The 19,264-nt window shown below is 41.3% G+C and carries 17 protein-coding genes and 1 riboswitch; of the genes, 4 read left to right on the plus strand and 13 right to left on the minus strand.

The genetic code is table 11. The features are described 5' to 3' along the window. The first annotated feature begins 15 nt into the window (after positions 1-15). Entirely contained in the window at positions 16-879 is an 864-nt protein-coding gene (locus WFY05_RS16240; RefSeq protein ID WP_340113957.1) for a DUF3078 domain-containing protein, read from the plus strand. 76 nt (positions 880-955) lie between these two features. Here the strand turns inward: WFY05_RS16240 and WFY05_RS16245 are convergent, their stop codons facing one another. From WFY05_RS16245 to WFY05_RS16265, 5 genes are all read right to left on the minus strand, one after another. Further along, entirely contained in the window at positions 956-1,525 is a 570-nt protein-coding gene (locus WFY05_RS16245) for a pentapeptide repeat-containing protein (protein ID WP_340113958.1), read from the minus strand. Further along, entirely contained in the window at positions 1,522-1,902 is a 381-nt protein-coding gene (locus WFY05_RS16250) for a VOC family protein (RefSeq protein WP_340113959.1), read from the minus strand. The genes WFY05_RS16245 and WFY05_RS16250 overlap by 4 nt, the downstream gene beginning before the upstream one ends. Positions 1,903-2,041: 139 nt before the next feature. After that, the gene (locus WFY05_RS16255; protein WP_340113960.1) at positions 2,042-3,169 is read right to left on the minus strand and encodes a sensor histidine kinase; all 1,128 of its coding nucleotides are present in this window, start codon (positions 3,167-3,169) and stop codon (positions 2,042-2,044) included. A gap of 231 nt (positions 3,170-3,400) precedes the next feature. Next, on the minus strand, positions 3,401-4,807 hold the full coding sequence (locus tag WFY05_RS16260) for a S41 family peptidase (RefSeq protein ID WP_340113961.1): 1,407 nt from the start codon (positions 4,805-4,807) through the stop codon (positions 3,401-3,403). A 134-nt stretch (positions 4,808-4,941) separates the two neighbouring features. Then, positions 4,942-7,020 carry an HD family phosphohydrolase gene (locus tag WFY05_RS16265; protein ID WP_340113962.1) on the minus strand — a complete coding sequence of 693 codons (2,079 nt, stop codon included), beginning with the start codon at positions 7,018-7,020 and terminating at the stop codon, positions 4,942-4,944. 182 nt (positions 7,021-7,202) lie between these two features. Between WFY05_RS16265 and WFY05_RS16270 the strand changes: the two genes are divergently transcribed. Beyond that, positions 7,203-8,003 carry a C40 family peptidase gene (locus tag WFY05_RS16270; protein ID WP_340113963.1) on the plus strand — a complete coding sequence of 267 codons (801 nt, stop codon included), beginning with the start codon at positions 7,203-7,205 and terminating at the stop codon, positions 8,001-8,003. A gap of 126 nt (positions 8,004-8,129) precedes the next feature. Next, the gene (locus WFY05_RS16275; protein WP_340113964.1) at positions 8,130-8,552 is read left to right on the plus strand and encodes an NUDIX domain-containing protein; all 423 of its coding nucleotides are present in this window, start codon (positions 8,130-8,132) and stop codon (positions 8,550-8,552) included. 6 nt (positions 8,553-8,558) lie between these two features. Here the strand turns inward: WFY05_RS16275 and WFY05_RS16280 are convergent, their stop codons facing one another. The 5 genes from WFY05_RS16280 to WFY05_RS16300 are packed head-to-tail and all read right to left on the minus strand — an operon-like array spanning position 8,559 to position 12,459. After that, the gene (locus WFY05_RS16280; protein WP_340113965.1) at positions 8,559-9,497 is read right to left on the minus strand and encodes a molybdenum cofactor synthesis domain-containing protein; all 939 of its coding nucleotides are present in this window, start codon (positions 9,495-9,497) and stop codon (positions 8,559-8,561) included. A gap of 1 nt (position 9,498) precedes the next feature. Then, a complete protein-coding gene (gene moaC, locus WFY05_RS16285) occupies positions 9,499-9,951 on the minus strand; it encodes a cyclic pyranopterin monophosphate synthase MoaC (RefSeq protein WP_340113966.1) in 453 nt (150 codons plus the stop codon). Between the two features lie 3 nt (positions 9,952-9,954). After that, positions 9,955-10,755: a GTP 3',8-cyclase MoaA gene (locus WFY05_RS16290; RefSeq protein WP_340113967.1), complete on the minus strand. Its 801-nt coding sequence runs from the start codon at positions 10,753-10,755 to the stop codon at positions 9,955-9,957. Further along, on the minus strand, positions 10,739-11,914 hold the full coding sequence (locus WFY05_RS16295; protein ID WP_340113968.1) for a molybdopterin molybdotransferase MoeA: 1,176 nt from the start codon (positions 11,912-11,914) through the stop codon (positions 10,739-10,741). Before WFY05_RS16295 ends, WFY05_RS16290 begins: the two co-directional genes overlap by 17 nt. Further along, the gene (locus WFY05_RS16300; RefSeq protein ID WP_340113969.1) at positions 11,911-12,459 is read right to left on the minus strand and encodes a hypothetical protein; all 549 of its coding nucleotides are present in this window, start codon (positions 12,457-12,459) and stop codon (positions 11,911-11,913) included. Before WFY05_RS16300 ends, WFY05_RS16295 begins: the two co-directional genes overlap by 4 nt. A gap of 58 nt (positions 12,460-12,517) precedes the next feature. Continuing rightward, a riboswitch (molybdenum cofactor riboswitch) is annotated at positions 12,518-12,652 on the minus strand. A gap of 147 nt (positions 12,653-12,799) precedes the next feature. Here WFY05_RS16300 and WFY05_RS16305 point away from each other — a divergent pair. Further along, positions 12,800-13,600, plus strand: coding sequence for a hypothetical protein (locus WFY05_RS16305; protein ID WP_340113970.1), 801 nt, complete (start codon positions 12,800-12,802; stop codon positions 13,598-13,600). Positions 13,601-13,806: 206 nt separating this feature from the next. On the opposite strand, the gene WFY05_RS16310 is transcribed toward WFY05_RS16305, so the two are convergent. The 3 genes from WFY05_RS16310 to WFY05_RS16320 all read right to left on the minus strand — a co-directional run bounded on the left by WFY05_RS16310 (position 13,807) and on the right by WFY05_RS16320 (position 19,056). Beyond that, positions 13,807-16,899 (minus strand): cytochrome c biogenesis protein CcsA, encoded by a 3,093-nt coding sequence (locus WFY05_RS16310; RefSeq protein WP_340113971.1) that lies wholly within the window; start codon positions 16,897-16,899, stop codon positions 13,807-13,809. 89 nt (positions 16,900-16,988) lie between these two features. Beyond that, a complete protein-coding gene (locus WFY05_RS16315) occupies positions 16,989-17,495 on the minus strand; it encodes a multiheme c-type cytochrome (protein ID WP_340113972.1) in 507 nt (168 codons plus the stop codon). Between the two features lie 58 nt (positions 17,496-17,553). After that, positions 17,554-19,056 (minus strand): NapC/NirT family cytochrome c, encoded by a 1,503-nt coding sequence (locus WFY05_RS16320; RefSeq protein ID WP_340113973.1) that lies wholly within the window; start codon positions 19,054-19,056, stop codon positions 17,554-17,556. Positions 19,057-19,264: the final 208 nt, after the last annotated feature.

Below are 19,264 nucleotides of genomic sequence, written 5' to 3' on the forward strand. Positions count from 1 at the left end.
AAAAGACTAAAAAAGATGAAGAAGCTACTAATCATTTTGATGTTAATTCCATTTGCCCTTTTTGCCCAACAAACTGAACAGGATACACTGTGGGAAACATCGACAACTGCAAGCGCTAATTTTTCGCAAGTTTCGTTAACCAACTGGGCTGCGGGAGGAAAAAGTTCTATGTCGGGCTTGTTTATGCTCAACTACGCAGCCAATTACAAAAAGGATAAGCTGAGTTGGGACAACAGTTTCGATTTGCGATATGGGTTTATTAAAGAAAAAGACACCGATACCAGGAAATCTGACGATTTGATCGATATTAGTTCAAAACTGGGATTGGAAGCCGGTGGAAACTGGAATTATGCTGCCTTGCTGGGTTTTAAATCGCAATTTGCTTCGGGCTATAATTACGATAACGATCCGAGGGAACTGATTTCGAAATTTATGGCACCGGGCTACCTGAATTTAGCCGCCGGTATGGATTATAAAACCGATGGCTTGTCGATGTTGATCTCGCCTGTTTCAGGGAAGTTTACCTTTGTTACGGCCGACGATATCAACGAAGAGGATTTTGGACTTGATGCCGGCAAAAAGGTACGTGGTGAATTTGGAGCCACATTTAAACTGGAGTATAAAAAAGAAGTTTGGACAAATGTTACTTTCGAAACTACATTGAACCTATTTTCGAACTACCTCGATAATCCTCAAAATGTTGATGTGGACTGGAAAACACAGTTTAATATGAAGATCAATGATTACCTGAGTGCCAACCTGATTACCCACCTGATTTACGACGATGACGTAAAAATTGAAGATCCGGATACTGGGACCAACGGAGCTCGCCTGCAATTTATGGAGTCGTTTGGTGTTGGCTTGACGTACAAGTTTTAAAGGATAAAGATTTTAAAAGAAGGTCTTGTAATTCATTTTGCAAGGCTTTTTTTTGGAAAAAATAGTCGCTCCGGATTTACTGAACTTTTATCCCGTATTTCTGCAAAAGCCCCGGTAATGATTCGAGCGAAAAACTGGCTCCTGAAAGTTGATTTTGATCGGGGTCGATGCTAAAGTCGACGGATCCTCTGAAATCGGCATTTTCGAGTCGGGTATTTCCAAACATGGCGCCACTAAAGTTGCAGTCTTCGATCGTGGCACCTGTAAGGTCTGTTTCCGTAAAATCGGCTTCAAGAAGCATGCAATTGCTAAAGCGGGTTCCCGGTATTTTCAGCTGATAAAAGGTGGCATAATTCAGGATGCAGGAATTGAATGTAAAGGCCAGTAAAAAAGGATTACACTTCTCGAATTGCAGTCCGATAAGTTTGCAGGAATTAAAGCTGACGTTTTTAAAGGCTGTGTTCAGAAGCTTTGCGTTGCTAAAATCACAACTTTTAAAGGTACAGTCTTCAAAATTCAGGTCGCTTAAATCGGCACCTGTAAACGAACAATCAATAAACTCACAATTATCGTAGTTCGCTTCTTGTTTCTCTTCACCTGAAAAGTCCTTCCCTTTAGATGTTTCGTCGGTAAAATACTGTGTCATTTGTTGGTAAATTCAATGAGTTCAATTGGTGCGCCATTGTGCTCAATCATAGCTACCCGAATACCGTTGCCCGGAGAATTGGTTGGTGTAATAACCCGAAGATCATGAATTTTTATTTCTTGTTGAATATTGTCAACCTCAAATGCGAGGTGTGGCAAATTTTGCACGAGCGGGTGCACGGGAGTATCGGTTTCAAAACGCATCCATTCAATTCCGAATGGACTTTCGGGAAAACCGGAGTGGTAGAACTTAAAATGCGGAATGTATTTCTCGTTGGGCATTTGCTTATCGGTTGGAATACCCAAATGGTGGTAACGCCATCCCCATTCTTCGGTGGCAGGAGGGAGTTCGTGATCAAGTCTCTTGCTTTTTGTCATAGGAGCAATCTGTTATAAAACCGGCCTGTTAGAGCTTTCTAAATTAAGAAAAATCTAAGGTTTTTAGTATTAAAATAAATTCCATCGGAAGATTGCTGACGGAAAATTAATGTGTGGAAGATAAGTTCTGGGATTGTAGTTACAAGCGAACTTCATAAAAGAAGCTGGTGCCATTTTCCAACGAACTTTTGAACCAAACTTTACCTTTTAAATACTTCTCGCCAAACAATTTCATACTGTAGGTTCCAATACCCCGGCCGTTTTGTTTGGTGGAATAAAAACGTTTAAAAAGCTCTTGCTGAGCCGATTCCGGAATGTGGCTGTTGTTGTGCACTTCGAACCTTACATTTTGTCCAGTCTCTACACAGCTGATTGTTATCTGGTCGTTCGGAACAATGGCCTCGATGGCGTTCTTAACCATGTTGCCAAGAATACGTTTAAGCAATACTTTGTCAATAAGCAATACCAAATCTGCGTCGTCGCGAATTGTAATGGGTTTGCCCGGATTTAAATCGTGATTCGAGTAAAGTATCTTTAGCGCTTTTAAAATGTCTGTCGTACGAACTCTGGTATAATTCAGGGTCAGGTCGCCTCGTTCGGCAGAACTCAATTCACGCTGACTCTGAATTTCATCGACCAGATTATTTGCTGCTGTTTCGATGGTTTCGGCAATTTCTTTTATTTCTTCAGGATCATCAATTTCTTTCATTATGGCCGATAAACCGGAAATACCACCGGCAATGTTCAGTATGTCGTGGATAAAGATCCGTTCCAGTGAGCGACGTCGTTTCTCGTTGCTGATATCGCTGATCGAAAAGAGCGTAAGATTACTTTCCTGCAAAGTTAAGGGGCTGGCTGTCACCCTTAAATCAATTGTTTCGTTATTAGTGGTGAGAATCTTACATTCTTTGGTCGAGCGGTTTCCTTTTACTGCATTTCGAATTGCGTGAGCTGCCCCACATGATCTGCAAAACTTTGAAGTACCGCAAATATTACCGTCCCGCGATGCATTCCGACACGAAAAGCTATCGCCGGCTTTACTGCCAATGATATGGTTGATTTTTTTGTTTTCGAAAAAACTGGTGAAACTATTGTTGGCATAAACAATATTTTGATGCTGATCTAAAATAAGCACCATTTGTGAAATCGATTCCACAAAGTCAATCAGTTGCTTATCATCTAGGGTTTTAACTGATTGGTTTTTTTGTTTGTCGTCCAATACCTGGGTAGAATACTCCGGGTTTGAAAACTTAATTTCATCAAACATACAGCGTCGCAATTAGGGTTTGCTCAAATGTAACACACATTTTTGAGAAAAGCAAATGGGACGCGTAAATTAAGATGCTGATAACGAGTTGATTGTTATTTATTTATAAATTGATTTGTAATTATGAAAAGGCGATCAATTTCGTTAATATATGTTATAAGAAAGAGTACTGAAGTACATCTTATGCAGTTTTTTAAAATATTCTTTTTGGAATAATATCCTTACTATTAATTAGAAATTTATGTCATTTATGTCTATATGAAGAACTTCTTTGTTTTTATCAAACCTAGAAAATCCTTGGTCAATAATTTTATATTCAAATGGTGGTTTTCTGGCACTTTTCACAGCAGAAATAACTGTAGATCCTGTAATATCTTCAATCGCAGCCGCAAGTAATGGATCATTCATGTCACCAAGCGGCAGTGTATTAAATATATCGTCGTATGCATCTATATCAGGAGGAAATCCGTCTTTAAAATCAGTTACTCCCTGAGAATTGGCAAAGCGAGCAAAAATTGGTTGTACTGCCCAATTTGCAATTTCCTGGTAATATTGTGTATTGTTATCATACCACGTTTCGGGCTTAATTAGCGTTGCACTATAGAATTTTCCATAGGTTGTATCTCCTACGAGTGTGACCTCCATATAAGCTCTTAATCCTGTAATTGTTAATTCAGAAGCTGAGGCTGTATTATTTCCTGTTAAAATATGAATGTTGTCCAGTCCTAATTTTACCGGTACATCTTTATCAAAGGGAACCCCATAATTATAACTTTGATATTTGTCATTAAAAAGGAAAGTGTAAAAAGTGCTCTCTGAGTTGACTATATTCAGTGGAGCCAGAGAACTACATAAATGTTGAGCTGCCCCATTTGTTCCACCCCTATTATATCGCAGATCCAAAACTAAGTCAGTCATTCCCTGGCTTACCATACTTTCAAGGGCTGTATCTAGTGCCGTATCAAAGCCATCAACATACTGACTGTAAAACAAATATCCTATTTTGTGTCCTTCGTATTCAATAATATTTGTTTTTAATACGGGATTCAGGCTTAATTCCAATGCTATCATTTCAACTGTTGCTCCTAGTGTTATTCCTGTTGATTCATTGTAAGTTGCCAGTGTTACACTTAAATCATCAGCATAAAGCAAATCGGTATAATTAGATTGGGTAATGTCGGATCCATTCATATATATGACAAGATCACCTCTTTTTACTCCGGCATTTGCAGCCGGTGAATTAGGATAAACGTATTGAACAATGGCGAAAACATTTTCGGTATCCGAAAACAAGCCAAAAGTTAAAGACCAGCCAAATGTTTTTTCTGTTCCTTGATAACTGTTTTCTAAAGCTTCAACATCGTCAGTAATATCTGACCACTTATCATCTTTGTAAATCAATTTATTAAAGTAGGTTTTTGAATCGAATTCATATTTGTAGTCGATATTGGGAACCTCGTCGTACCAGAGGTATATATCATTCATGACCTCTTTGATAAAAAGGTTTACTTTTTTTGTGAGTGCCGGAGCTTCCGTTTTGGGATCATCAGGATCGGGTACTGTTCCTTCGTCGCCACAGCCAGCCAAAAATAGTGTTGATATGAGTAGTGCGGTTGTTAATGTTTTCCAGTTTTTCATTCTCAATGCATTTTGCAATAATCAATTAGTGGGCTAATTTTTCTCTCCATTTAATAACAAAGAGTATGCCCAAATAAACAGCTACAAAAGTAACGTGCTTTTCACTTGTTTGGTGCAATTCAAGTTAAAAATTATTAATTCTGCTTTTTGTCTTCCGGATACTCAATCCGCAAGTGATAAATGTTAATGAGTTTTTCCAACAGTGTTTCTTTAATGATCTCAATATCGCGGAATGTGAGTTTGGAGTTATCGAGCTGACGATCTTTGATCTTCTGATCGATCATATTATTCACCAGTTCTTTCAGGTTCTGATGGGTTTTTTCTTTCATGCTGCGCGAGGCGGCTTCTATTCCATCGACCAGCATCACAACCGATGCTTCTTTTGATTCCGGGAGCGGTCCGGGATAGATAAACTGACTTTCATCCACTTCTGAATCAGGATTTTCTTCCTTGTGTTTCAGGTAGAAATATTTCGCTTTTGTTGTTCCGTGATGCGTGGCAATAAACTCGATGATGGGTGCCGGGAGTTTATGTTTTTGCGCCATTTTTACCCCGTTTTTTACATGATCGATGATCACTTCGGCACTTTTTTGAAAGTTGAGCCGGTCGTGAGGATTTAGTCCTGCCGCCTGATTCTCGATAAAGAAAGCGGGGCGTGCAATTTTGCCAATGTCGTGGTACAAAGCACCTGCTCGAACCAGGAAAGGATTTCCTCCGATTTTAAGAATTACTTCTTCTGCAAGGTTGGCAATTTGCATCGAGTGCTGGAAGGTTCCGGGAGCTTCTTCCGCCAGTTTTCGCAGTAGTGGCTGGTTGCTGTCCGATATCTCAATAAGCGTAACATCGGAAATAAAACCAAAAAGTTTTTCGAAAATATAAACCAGAATGTAAACCAGCAGGATAAGTACGCTACTGAATACAAACCATTTCAACATTCCCAGGTTGAACAGCATCAGGGTTCCTTCGTGAATTAACGTAAGTGCCGTATAAACGAGTGCGTAGGTCAAAAATACCCAGATGGCCGCCAAAACAAGGTGAACACGCCGGTGCATTTTATTCAGACTAAAAACGGCTACAATTCCGGCCGATACCTGCAGCAAAATAAATTCATAATTATTGGGCGCGTAAAATCCGATTAAAAGTGTAGTGATGAACAGGGTGAAAATCGCTGTTCGTGAATCGAAAAATGTGCGTACGACAATCGGCAAAATAGCAAAGGGAACGATATAAATGTGCAGGTTGGGGAAGGAGTCGATCAACTGTGCGATAAATACGATGGAGGTAATGAGCATGAGCAGAAACAACAGCCGGTTGAGGTGATCGAGGATATCGCGCCTGTATATAAAAAGGAATACAAACACGAGCCCCAGCATCACAAGAATAAACAGGCTTTTTCCAACGCCAACCATGTAGCGGTTAAAGTTGTTGCCGCGTTCTTTTTCGTAACTGGCCTTTAGTGATTCCAGGATCTGGTATTTTTCCCCGTCAACAATCTCTCCTTGAAGTATGATGCGTTCTCCCAGTCGCACCATTCCCCTTGAAAGAGAAATGTCGGCAGTAGCTTCATTTATTTCTTTTTGTGTGGTTTCGGCATCGTAGGTGAGGTTAGCCGAAATGTACCGGTCGAGGGGATAATTATTTAGCCAGTCAAGATTACCAACCGAAGTGCTAAGTTCTTCTTTTGCATCAACAATGGCATTATAAGCTTGTTTCTCGGAATACAATTCATCGATATTCTCCCGTGTTACCGAGTTTCCGATACGTTTCTTTATCTCGCTTTTACCGTTAAGCTCGCTGTACGAATCAATCGAAAACTGCAGAATCCCGGCATTATAAATCTTTTTTATTTCATTGCGCAGTATGTCAATTACCATTTCTTTGCGCACGTCCATAATGTCGGAAGACAATTCAATGTCCTCGCGAAGTTTATTGATGTTTGCAGTAACCACAGAGGTGTCGCAGGAAAAGTAAGGAATTACTTTAGCGGCTTCTTCCTGTTTTTCGTCATCAAGTTCCTGGGGCGATTTTAAAATGGCGAAATCAAAGGGGGCTACCAGGTTTTCGTGCTTCCACGGAAATCCTTTTTGGTACTCATATTTAAATTTTGGCTCACCGGGCAAAATCAGGTACAAAGCCACTGCGGCCAGCAGAAAGCTTAAAATTTGTACGCTTATCCTGGTATATTTCTTTAATCTTCTGTAAAATTTGTTCATATCGGAAGCGTTCAATAACAGCTCAATTTAATATAAATGTTCGTTGGATGATTTTTTCAACATAACTTTCTTATAAAAATCGCAACGAAGCCGACAGGCACTATTCAATTTTTAATAGTTTTGTGTACATACAGCAGTGCTGCCGGCACTTTGTTTTACAAAATGAAAATAACAAATTATTGATGAATTACGGCATTTCCAACTTAAGTATTATTCCCGTCAGACTCGAACCTTCAGAAAAAAGCGAAATGGTGACCCAGATATTGTTTGGCGAACATTTCGAAATGCGCGAGCAAATGGTGGGCTGGACCAATGTGAAGCTGGCTTACGACGGTTATGAAGGATGGGTGGATACTAAAATGATCACTCCGATAAACAACCGCACGCTCAAGAAAATTGAAAAAAGTGCCTCGGCTGTAACTTCTGATGTGATTACCATTGTGCCAGTAAAAGAAGATCAAAACCTGATGTTGGTGGCCGGAAGCACATTGCCGGTTTGGCGGCCTTACCTCAAGCAGTTTTCGGTTATTCGTGACACTTTTCTGGCCACCGGAAATGTGATTTACGGAGAATCGAAAGATCCACGAAAAATGATTATTGATCAGACTCTGAAATATTTTAACGCACCCTATTTATGGGGTGGAAGAACACCTTTTGGCGTTGATTGCAGCGGGCTTATACAGGTGATCTATAAGATGATCGGGATTAAATTACCCCGCGATGCCAGCCAGCAGGTCAAATACGGAACCGCCATTAGTTTTGTAGAAGAAGCCGAACCCGGTGATCTGGCTTTTTTTGATGATGAGGAAGGAAATATTACTCACGTTGGAATTATCTGGAAACGAAATAAAATTATCCATGCTTCCGGGCAGGTTAGGATTGATAATGTGGATCAATTTGGTATTTTTAATGTCGATACGAAACGTTACACGCACAAATTACGTGTAATGAAAAAAATAATTGACGCTAATGGAACGTATTGAGTTTTTTATTTACCTCGTAATTTTTATCGCGGTTCTGTACCTTATTTTCAGGTATAGAAAAACCGGGAGAAAAAACTGACGGAATCTTAAATCTCGAATTATCACTTCGTATTAAAAAAAATTTACATGTATACTTATAAATACCCGCGGGCTGCACTTACTGTCGATGCCATTGTCTATTATTATTCCGAAAAATCACCACACGTTTTGTTGATCGAGCGGGGAGGAGAGCCTTTTAAAAATATGTGGGCCTTGCCCGGCGGTTTTATCGAAATGGATGAAACGCTGGAGCATGCTTGTATTCGCGAACTGGAAGAAGAAACCGGTCTGAAGGTGGATGGCATGCAGCAATTTCGTGCTTACGATGCACCAAAACGCGATCCTCGACACCGGACTATTTCAGTGATTCATTCTGTTGAACTTCCTCATGAAGAGCAGGTGACAGGAAGTGACGATGCCAGCAATGCCGCCTGGTTTCCTATCGACAAACTTCCTGAACTGGGATTTGATCACGCTCAGATTCTTGACGATTTCTTTAATGCCAAATAAGCTATTTTAATGACTGTCGATCGAATGCAACATTAAAAACGAATGCATTAGTATTTGATGGATTTCTTTCAGGTACTCATGAACGGCCTTTGTACTTCCGGGCAGCGAGAATACCAGTGTTTTATTTTTAACTCCGGCAATGGAACGACTTAGTAAGGCATTTGGTTTGTTCGCTCCATATTTCAACCGGATCATGTCCATAATTCCCGGAATCTCAAGATCGATAAAATTACTGATGATATCGGGCGCAATATCGCGAGGACCGATTCCGGTGCTACCCGTGGTGTAAATAATGTCGTAATTTTCCTGAACGGCTTTATTTAGTTCCTTTTCGAGTATATCGGCTTCATCGGGAATTACAATCCGGTTGGTTTTTATGCTGTAATTTTGCCCCTGAAACCAGTCTTTTGTAAGTTTCTCGATCAAGGGGCCACTTTTATCCTTGTACACGCCTTCGAAAGCACGATCGCTAAGCGTTAAAACTTTTACCCGAAACGTTTTGGGACGGTACTCAAGTTGGTCTCCTTCTTTGAGTTTGCCGGTTTTAATGACCCGGCAAAAAATACCTTCCGACGGCATAACACATTTTCCGGTTTGTTGAAAGATCTCGCAATTATCGCCGTGGCATTTTTTCCCGATCTGAGTGACTTCCATTTCTACATCGCCACATACAAAACGATCGAACGGCTTAGTTTTATGCACAGAAAATCCCAGCGTTGTTATATTTTCGGCAAATTCACCGTGATTGATCTCACGGCCCAGTTCTCCTTCAAAACTTTTTATACTTTCGTCGGCAAGAAGGCTGATCTGGCGGTGCCACTTTCCAGCGTGCGCATCTCCATGAATGCCTTCGTTTGTGAGCGTTATTTCTTTCCGTGGAGTTTTTATCGTTCCTTTTCTCTCCGAGATATTGAGTGAAACGATCTTACAACTTTTCTCCTGCATATTACTGATCCTTTTTTTCTTTCGATTCGAGTTTTATATCGCTCATTACCATTTTTTTGTCAACGGCTTTGCACATGTCGTAAATGGTCAGTAAAGCCATACTTACAGCCGTTAGAGCCTCCATTTCAACACCGGTCTGTCCGATACATTTTGTGAGGCTGTTTACTCGGACTCCATCCTTTTCAGTTGTCGCTTTAACTTCTACTTTAGTGAGTTGCAGCGGGTGGCAAAGCGGAATTAATCGCGAAGTTTCTTTGGCAGCCTGAATTCCCGCAATTTCAGCAATGGTGATCACGTCGCCTTTTTTAATCAGACTTTTGTTGATCAATTTTAAGGTTTCAGGCTGAAGTTGAATATAACCTGAAGCCTTAGCTATCCTCACTTGTTGCGGTTTGTGCCCAACGTCAACCATGTTGGCTTTTCCTTCGTCGTTGATATGTGATAACTGACTCATAATTTAACCTCCAATATTTGAAAACCGGTGAGTATTTGTCCCGTATCCTGTTTTGGGTTTATTTTCAAGGGCCTGCATGTAGGCTTCTTCTATTCCAATGTCGCGTATGTTGTAACGCAGATCCGAGTGCAGACAAGGCACAATAAATCCGTCGGCTGTTAATCGTAGCCGGTTGCAAATTTTGCAGATCCCGCCTTCACCGCCTTCCACCGAATAAAACTCGCCGGTACGTAAATCCATTTGCCGGATAAAGCGCAATTTCAGATTTTTCTTCTGGCAAAATTCACGAACGGCCTGTTCATCTTCCTTGTTTTCGCCATTCATTCGAACAAAGTTGATTTTGACGGGTAGAAGATCAGCATCGATTGCGGCATCGATTCCTTTTAATACTTCATTCAAACTTCCGATCCGTGTAATTTTTTTGAACTTCCCGGGATCAAGAGTATCCAGACTGATGTTTACCCGCGTAAGTCCTGCCGCTTGTAGTGCTTTCGCATATTTGGGTAGTAAAACACCGTTAGTTGTCATTCCGATTTCTTCAATTTCAGGAATAGAAGAAAGCATCTTAACGAGCTCCGGTAGATCTTTTCTAACCAGCGGTTCACCTCCGGTCAAACGAATCTTTTTGATCCCAAGTTTTGTACCCACTTTAACAATATCGCGAATCTCTTCAAAACTCAGGAGTTCGTCGTGATGCTCCCAGGGCACACCTTCGGCAGGCATACAGTATTCGCAGCGGAAATTGCACCGGTCAGTTACTGAGATGCGCAGGTAGGTAATATTTCTGTTAAAGTGGTCTAACATGCGCGTTGTCGCCTTTTTTTATGGTGTTAATATTTAGCGGTACTTCCAGCAGTGCATTGGCCGATACCAATGCATTGATGTGTGCCGAACCGTGAAAAGGAATTTCCGATATCAGTCCTTCTGAATCGATAATGACAGGAATAACCGCTATCCGGTCAGCTTTTTTTCTGGTGAAATCGAAAGCCATAGCGCCCAATATACGGAGCGGGCTGTAGTTGGCTCCCATTAATTGGTATATGGCCGGTTTGGCAATCATTTCGAACTGTGCGAGTGATGAAACCGGATTCCCGGAAAGACCAATAACATATTTGCCCTTCTTTTCCGAGAATGTCATCGGGTTGCCGGGTTTTATTCCGGTGTTGTCCCAATAAAATTTGAATTCTTGTTCTTTTAAAATTTCAGGAATAAAATCAAAATCACCTACCGAAGCTCCACCTGTAAAAATCACAAAGTCGCTATTAATAAGCGCTTTGAGGAAAGTTGCTGTAAGCAACTCAAAGTCGTCAGCGAGCATCAGTTTGTCCACTACCCTCAGGTTCATTTGCCGGAGTTGCGACACCAGTTGACTGGTATTGCTGTTGCGTATTTGTCCCGGTTTTGGTGTTCGCGCCGGTTCGACTAACTCGCTGCCTGTAGCGATCACAGAAATTAGTGGCTGTTTTGTCACTTTTACCCTGGAATAACCTGCACCGGCCAATACTGCCATTTGCGGTGTGTTGATTATTGTTCCCTCCTCAATTAGAACTTCATTTTTTTGATAATCTTCCCCCTGATAACAGATGTTTTTAGCTGTTTTGGGATTGGTACACTTTACGTGTTTTGAATCAACTTCCTCCGAATCTTCAACCTTAAAAACACAGTCGCAACCGTTTGGAACTGCCGCTCCGGTCATAATCTTTACGCACTGGTTTTTACCCGGTATTATTTTAGGGAAACTTCCGGCCTGAATAACTTCGAGCACCTCCAGCGAATTCTCGATGTCTTCCAACCGGCAGGCATATCCATCCATGGCTGATTTATGAAAAGGAGGCATATCCATATCCGCTACCACATTTTCCCGAAGAATCCGATTATACGCATCTTCCAATGCCACTTCTTCAACACCGAAAGCTACGGGTAGCTTTTTGATTATTTCCTGTATTTGATCGAATTTACTCATGGTCTCAACTGTATCCGCTTGTTTGTAAAACAAATGTCTTTAATATTCATATTGAAATTTTCTCCGTCGTTTTCGACAATAATGGGTTCTTGTTTGAGCAAATGAACTTTCTCGATTGCTTTGTTTTTTTTGTTCACAAAAAGAAAAAGTCCCGGTGATACGTGCTCGTGCAGGCCTCCTGATTCGCAAACTACTGCTTCATTCGGGATCAGTTTAAGCAGCTGGCTTAATGCGTCTTCCAGGTTTTGTTTTGCGGCCATAACAAAATACACTCTGTGGGCTCCGGCTTGCAACATTAAAGAACTGTCTTTCGAATTGTGCTTTTTTTCTTCTAAGATAACAAAGCTATCGCTCTTTTTCACTACTTCATCTTCGGAATAGGAGTGGAAATGCGATGAGATTTTTATTCCGGAAACAGGTGTTGATTTCGAAAGTTGTGTAATGATTTTGCAGGCAAGCGTAGTTTTTCCAACATTTCTGCCATTGCCCGACACCAGCAGAAAATGGGAGAGTTTAATTTTTGTGTGTAGTGTTAAAGAATTCATTCGCTCGCTTTACTAAAATCTTACCCACGAGAGAAAGCAGCGAGTTCAGCACCGGTGAACACCGGGCTGTTTCTCTCCTTTCCAATTTATCCCGACTCGTCGGAACGCGGGAGGACAACCTGTTTCCGGGCAGTCCCATCGGCCGTTGTACCTTATAAAACTTAGGTACAAAGGCTCGGAGATCGTTTCGGGTGCAAATATAATAAAGAATCTAGATGTGTGAATATGATCGGAATAGTGCTATATAACAGCAACGTAATTTATACTAATTCTACACGCGGTTAATTGTGGAGCCACCAATTAATTCTTTAGTTTTATGATCAGTATAAAACCTTTAATCATGCTCAGATTATTTCTCTTTTTCATCCTTGTTACTTTCAATATTTCAATGGTTCAGGCTCAGAAACTAAAGAAACGTACACAAAAATTTGGCAACTACAAAGAGGTTTTTCATATCGATAAAGCCACAAAATTTCGCAGTGGTGAAAGTTATTTGCTTAATGTCCTGACAAAAGACACACTTGCCATCGGAAAATACCATAACTCTTCCAGATCAGGTGTTTGGAGGTTTTTGGAAGATAAAACAGGAGAAGTTTATATGATCTATAATTTCAGTAGTGATAGTTTGATTTTCCTGAACGGGGCAATGGTAGCCGATTCTTTCCTGGTAAAAAAGGAAGCAGAATATGCGGTTGAAAACGTAGAGCGACCACTTCTGTACATTGGCGCTAAAAATGAGATTAAACGAACAATTGCACAGGATTTGGAAATTCCGATAGAAGTTATGAAAGAAGGGAAAGTTGGTATGTCAATTCTACAGTATTTTGTTGATGACAAGGGAAACCTTTCGGGTCCGAAGCTCATATCCGGTTTTTGTAGCGAGATTGAGCAGTCCACCAATCGAAAAGTGCTTATGCTGCCCGGCAAGTTCTTACCTGCTGTTGTTGATGGTCGTAACGTTGCTTCCAGCTTTTTTGTGCGAATTAATGTTGGATTCTTAGGGGGCAGGTTATTATCAAAAGAAGATATACCTCCCTATATTGAACATGTTGATATTCAGTATGGTGTCAAAGTTAACAAGGGGAAAAAAGTAACAGTTCGCCATGAGATCAGAGAAGTTGACTTTTCTGAGATCAAGTAATTTCCGATCCTTTGATCTGATCTACTTATCTTGTTTTAGTGTTTATGATTTCGCAGGCAGGATTCTATTTCAAAAAAAATCAGGAAAAGTTAAAGCTTGACTTATCCGAATTCAATTCAGGATTTTATTGAATTGAACTTCGCCGGTTCGGAAAGCCGGTTTACAAGGGCAAGTTTATCGTTTAATGAACTTGCCCCTGTTGGGTTTTATTCTTCTTCAATTACTTCTTCCGGAATGGGTTTTCCGCGTTCGGAAATATAGGCGGATACGATTACAATAGCCACAATTACAATCGCCACATAAACACCTGACGGAATCGGTGCCGGTTCTCCCTGAGCGTAAGAGTGAAGTCCTGAAAGGTAATAATTCACACCAAAATAGGTCATTAAAACCGAGCTGATTCCGAGGACTGCTGCAACACTCATGGCAAAACTACCGCGTAAACCCGGAATGCGGTGCATGTGCGTTATAAACGTGTATACCAAAACAGTGACCAGCGCCCAGGTTTCTTTGGGGTCCCAGCCCCAGTAACGGCCCCAGCTTTCATTGGCCCAAACACCACCAAGGAACGATCCCAGAGTTACCATCAACAGGCCAATTATCAATGCAATCTGGATAATATTTACCAGTTCTTTTACGGTGTGGTTGATTCGGTCGGTATTTCGTTTATTTCTGAAAACCATTAAAATGAGATTCAGGAAGCCAAGTAAAGCACTGATGCCTAAAAATCCGTAGCTTGCTGTAATTACAGCCACATGAACGATCAGCCAGTACGATTTCAGTACAGGAACCAGATTGGTAATTTCGGGGCTCATCCAACTCATGCCCGCCACCATTAATGTTAATCCGGCCAAAACCGACGTTAGTGAAAGTGTGATTTCCGAGCGTCGGGCAAAGATCAAACCTCCAAGAGCCGTGGCCCAGCTAATAAACACCATCGATTCGTAACCGTTACTCCACGGAGCGTGGTCCGAAATGTACCAGCGAATTCCTAGGCCGGCAGTTTCGGCCAAAAACAGTAACATTATAAAATAGAAGGCAAATGTTTTCAGGAAACTTAATTTGAAGTTCGGATTGAAAAGCGTGATTAGCTGCAGCATCAGCAAAATCAATCCGGTGAACATGAATATCTTCGAAAGTTTTCCAAAGATGTTCAGCTTGTTGTACAATACCTCGAGTGATATTTTTGCATCCGAAGGGATGATTTTTGCGCCAACCTGATGCTGGTTTTGTTTGATGTTGGCAAGCACTTGACTGGCAGTGGCCCAATCGCGGTTTTGAACCGCACTCAAATAAGCGGATACGGATTGAACAGCAAAACTGGCTTGCTCTTTTGGCAGTTCAGTAGCTTCGTTAATGGATACCCATTTGTGATTGCTGTCATCAGGGATCGGGAATATGGTTAAGAAATCGCCGGAGAACACGGCCATCAGTATGTTGACGCGTTCATCAACATTCATCACTTCTTTGTCGAATTTATTCCGTTGATTACTACTTTTTTCGTAGGCTTCCTGCACCATGGAACTGAGCCGGTAACCACCCATTTCGCGCGGCATTACAATCGAATTAAACGTGGCATATTTTCCATAGGTACCGATCATGCTTCTTAATTCGGGATTGGAAACTTTTATAAACGGTACATTTTTCCATTTATCGGGATTGGCTTGCATATCGAGAAAAACCTCTGTTGCCGACATGCCTTCCCAGCTGGTCTTTTTGGCCACTTTTCGCAGTATTTCCGATGCCAGAGTTGATACCGGTTCAACTCGTCCTTTACGATCCTGAATAATCAATTCTTCGAACGACGAGACATGATCTTGATCGAGTCGATCAAGAGCAGGTGTTTGTGCCTGTGCCGAAACACTCAATAAAATACCGGTAACCAATACAGCGAACAATTTTTTCCGTTTATCGCGCAATTTTGCAGATACCATTAGCAGGCTTTTGAAGCGGCTGTTTTTATTGAATAAGGTAAATAACATGCCGAGCGCCATAATCAGGTAGCCGAAGTAGGTTACACCGGTTCCCAGCGCGTCGTGGTTAACGGACAGGATCGTACCTTGCTCGTCGGTATCGTACGATGATTGAAAGAAACGATAGCCTTTGTATTTCAAAATGTTATTCATGAAAATACGGAATGGCATTTCAATGTCACCATCAATCAGGGTCACTTCGCTGGCGTATGATGATGGACTCATTGAACCTGGATAACGTTCCAGTTGGAATTCATTCAGATAAATAGAGAAAGGCAGTTCAATTTTGCGCGATCCGTACGACACAGTAACATTCATTCCGTCGATTGTGGTAGAGTAGGGTTCGCCAACCTGGCCTTTTTGACCGTAAACAATAAGGTCTTTGCTTGTGCCTCCTGATGAAACTGTGGCTTTAAATGCATCCATTGTTCGCATCCCACGTTGTTGTGGCTGTTGGTAAACCAGCTGCACAGAGGCTTTCTGAAGAAATTGCCTGATCGCAAAAGTCAGATTTTTGTAGATGTAGGCTTTTTGTGTATTCACCAGTGCTTCGGTGCCGGGAGCAATCACTTCAGCAGCGTCCTGCATCATGCCCGAGACGTGAAGTGAGTCTTTGGCTGAAATGTACAAATTCCCACCTACCATTCGCAACTGAATGTCTGGATTTGTTAAGGACGCAAAACCGATGGTCAGTCCGTTAATGTCTTTTACATCGTTGTTTCTGAGGTTAAAGTCCACCCGGTTCGATCCTTCATAAACCGCTATCATCGAAACGATAGGTTCGCCATTTGGATCGACCACAATGTTTTCGGTGGCTGACGGCATAAACAGTTGGTTTTCGATATGAACTGTTTTTCCGTTCAAATGAATTTTCTCGGAATATCGGTTGGCAGTGTAAGGCGAAAATTTCACCTCTTTTATTTCTTCAACGGTTTGATTACCATCGATAACTTTAACACTCACAAAGGTGGCGTCGGAGATGATATAGTCCGAAGCATTGTTCTCGCGAATGTGCATGCTTCCTTCGTAACCGTAATAACGTGTGATGAGCGCACCTATAAGAACGACAACAAAGGCCACGTGAAAAAGCAGAACCGTCCATTTCTTTCTTGCAATCAGGTTGTAATGAAAAATACTACCTATGAGGTTGATACTGAGTAAAAAGAGCAGTATCTCGAACCATCTGGAATTGTAGATCAGTATTTTTGCGGTGATGGTGCCATAGTCGTTCTCAACAAAGGTGGCATAGCCAATGGCAATCGCAAAAATAACCAGCAAAATCCCGGTAAAAAACATCGAAAAAATAAGTGAACCTAGCTTCTTCATAACGGATTGTTGTCAAAATAAAACATCAAAAAAATTCCTTTGTTATGCAAACAAAGGAATTTCTTCACAAAACAAAAATTTGGTAACTATTAATTTGTTGTTGGATCGTCGTGAGCAATAACTTTTGCAAATTCGTCGAAGTTCCATGCTTTTTTTGCTGCCGGGTGGCCGTCAGGTTTGTCACCTAAGTGGCAGGCTTTACAAGTTTCTTCTGTTGGCTCGGTCATACCTTTTGATAATGCCATTTTTTTGTTTTTCATAATAGCGGCAGATTTGTAATGACTACCCGGTCCGTGGCATGATTCGCACGAAACGCCTTCGTCAGCTTTCAAACCGGCTAACAAACCACTGTCTACAGATCCGGCGGTTGAGTGACACTTTAAACATGTCGCGTTATTTTTTTCGTCGCCTTTCAATGCATCCATTGATTTGGCGTGTGGCCCTTCAGCCCATTTGTTGTACTGTTCGCCTTTGTTCGGTTTGTTGTGGCACATTTTGCATTTTGCTGCTCCGATGTATTTGAAGTCCTGAGCAGAAACTGCAGTGCTGAACAAAATAGCTAGTCCTAAAAGAAAGATTAATTTTTTGTAGTTCATAATTACTGTATTAAACGTTTACACTATTGTTAATTCACAAATCTGTGTTTTAAATATACTAATATAATGCCACATGACACATTGAACACATCTCAGTTTTCCAGGCTTCCGCGATATCAACCGGATGTTTAAACTCAAGTGCCTCAAAATCAGTTGAGTATTGGAGACTGTCGGCGGTGCCCTGTGCAATGATATTATGGCATAATTTACAATCTTTCGAAATAACGCGGCTGTCTTCGGTGGCGTGCCGATCGTTATGACAACGATAACATCCATCCGATTCCATGTGACCGATATTGTTCGGATAGGCTTTCCAACTGGCTTTCATATATGGGAAGATGTTGTTCGAATAGCCTTCCTGAATGGCAGCAATGGCCTGTTCGATTTCCGGCTGTTTGGTTTCGAATACCTCTGGGTAACTACCTTCGAACCATTCGTTGACCTGAGTTTTTATGGCGAACATGGCACTGTCTTTATCGGGATAATCCTGGTAAAGCGCCATCATGGCTGCCAGTTTGATGGCCGGTAAATCGGTCGATATTTTACCCTGGGCCATTGCTTGATCAATAAAGTTTTGTGGCGCATTGTAATTGTGCGAAGGACGGTTATGGCAGTCGAGGCAATCCATAACTCTTGTTTCCAACGAGTCGAGTTTTGCTTCCGACACCATATTGTCACCGTCGGTATACACATATTCTTCGCCGGTTTTGGTATTGGTATATTTCACCCACGGAATGATCTGGCGTTTATCATCCAGCGCCTTGTATTCAATTTTTACATCAGGACTGATGTGCTGGTGAATACCTTTAACAATTCCTTGCGGAGTTTCTTTGGTGCTTGTTTTTACCTGCAAATGAATAATGTGCTCGGTATTTTCTTCGTCGGTTAAAAACGAATGTTTTACCCTCATTTTATTGTCGTAGAATTTCTCGGGCCAGTGACACTCTTCGCAGGTTTCACGTGCCGGACGCAAGTTGGCAATTGGGGTAGGGATGGGTTGCGGATATTTATTCGCTATAACCGAATACACCTGGTACAGACCCGAAAGTTTACTTTTTACATACCAGCTGGCTCCCGATCCTACGTGGCATTCCACACAGGCAACACGTTCGTGCGAAGAACCATGGTAAGTAGTGTATTCAGGCTCCATCACTTCGTGACAAAGCTTTCCGCAGAATTCAACTGATTCAGTGAGGTGAAACGCTTCGTAACTACCTACTGAGGAAATAATAAGCAGAAATATGGTTCCTACAATAAATATGGTGCTGGCGTTTCGTGTGGCCTGGTTGTTAAAGTCAAGTACCGGCCAATTCAGCTGACGACCTTCTTTTTCGGCCAGCCTTGCCTTTTTGCGGTTGATGCGCATCCCGATTGGGATCAGGAGCAAGCCAACAATCATAAATGCCGGTAGTACCATGTAAATGAACAATCCGATGTACTGTCCTCCAAAACCGAAAACAGCATTCAGTAAAAACAGAGACAGAATACTGGCCAGGTTAAAAACAGCTAAAACGGCTCCGGTTATCGAGATCCAATTCTTTATTGACGATGGTAATTTCATGATTATTAGTTTATCGATTTCTCATAAAATCTTGAAGACCAAGATTCAAAAATTCCTTTAATTATTCAAGGTCGAATTCTAATTTATAAGTCGTCTACATACGTAGTTTTTTTCTGAAACTATGTTCTGTTAAAGTGTTGTCCTTTATTTGTCGATCTTTTATATGTCTCTTTTATCTAGTTTTTTAAGATTGTTTTAGAATTTGTTT

The sequence above is a fragment of the Maribellus mangrovi genome (assembly GCF_037646455.1).
Classification (GTDB): Bacteria; Bacteroidota; Bacteroidia; order Bacteroidales; family Prolixibacteraceae; genus Draconibacterium; species Draconibacterium mangrovi_A.

Excerpts from the sequence above, each read along its gene's own strand:
- WFY05_RS16290 (WP_340113967.1), bottom strand. The coding sequence starts at position 10,755 with ATGTTAGACCACTTTAACAGAAATATTACCTACCTGCGCATCTCAGTA.
- WFY05_RS16255 (WP_340113960.1), bottom strand. The coding sequence starts at position 3,169 with ATGTTTGATGAAATTAAGTTTTCAAACCCGGAGTATTCTACCCAGGTA.
- WFY05_RS16270 (WP_340113963.1), top strand. The coding sequence starts at position 7,203 with ATGAATTACGGCATTTCCAACTTAAGTATTATTCCCGTCAGACTCGAA.
- WFY05_RS16240 (WP_340113957.1), top strand. The coding sequence starts at position 16 with ATGAAGAAGCTACTAATCATTTTGATGTTAATTCCATTTGCCCTTTTT.
- WFY05_RS16310 (WP_340113971.1), bottom strand. The coding sequence starts at position 16,899 with ATGAAGAAGCTAGGTTCACTTATTTTTTCGATGTTTTTTACCGGGATT.
- WFY05_RS16250 (WP_340113959.1), bottom strand. The coding sequence starts at position 1,902 with ATGACAAAAAGCAAGAGACTTGATCACGAACTCCCTCCTGCCACCGAA.
- WFY05_RS16295 (WP_340113968.1), bottom strand. The coding sequence starts at position 11,914 with ATGAGTAAATTCGATCAAATACAGGAAATAATCAAAAAGCTACCCGTA.
- WFY05_RS16260 (WP_340113961.1), bottom strand. The coding sequence starts at position 4,807 with ATGAAAAACTGGAAAACATTAACAACCGCACTACTCATATCAACACTA.
- WFY05_RS16320 (WP_340113973.1), bottom strand. The coding sequence starts at position 19,056 with ATGAAATTACCATCGTCAATAAAGAATTGGATCTCGATAACCGGAGCC.
- WFY05_RS16275 (WP_340113964.1), top strand. The coding sequence starts at position 8,130 with ATGTATACTTATAAATACCCGCGGGCTGCACTTACTGTCGATGCCATT.
- WFY05_RS16245 (WP_340113958.1), bottom strand. The coding sequence starts at position 1,525 with ATGACACAGTATTTTACCGACGAAACATCTAAAGGGAAGGACTTTTCA.
- WFY05_RS16300 (WP_340113969.1), bottom strand. The coding sequence starts at position 12,459 with ATGAATTCTTTAACACTACACACAAAAATTAAACTCTCCCATTTTCTG.
- WFY05_RS16280 (WP_340113965.1), bottom strand. The coding sequence starts at position 9,497 with ATGCAGGAGAAAAGTTGTAAGATCGTTTCACTCAATATCTCGGAGAGA.
- moaC (WP_340113966.1), bottom strand. The coding sequence starts at position 9,951 with ATGAGTCAGTTATCACATATCAACGACGAAGGAAAAGCCAACATGGTT.
- WFY05_RS16315 (WP_340113972.1), bottom strand. The coding sequence starts at position 17,495 with ATGAACTACAAAAAATTAATCTTTCTTTTAGGACTAGCTATTTTGTTC.
- WFY05_RS16265 (WP_340113962.1), bottom strand. The coding sequence starts at position 7,020 with ATGAACAAATTTTACAGAAGATTAAAGAAATATACCAGGATAAGCGTA.
- WFY05_RS16305 (WP_340113970.1), top strand. The coding sequence starts at position 12,800 with ATGCTCAGATTATTTCTCTTTTTCATCCTTGTTACTTTCAATATTTCA.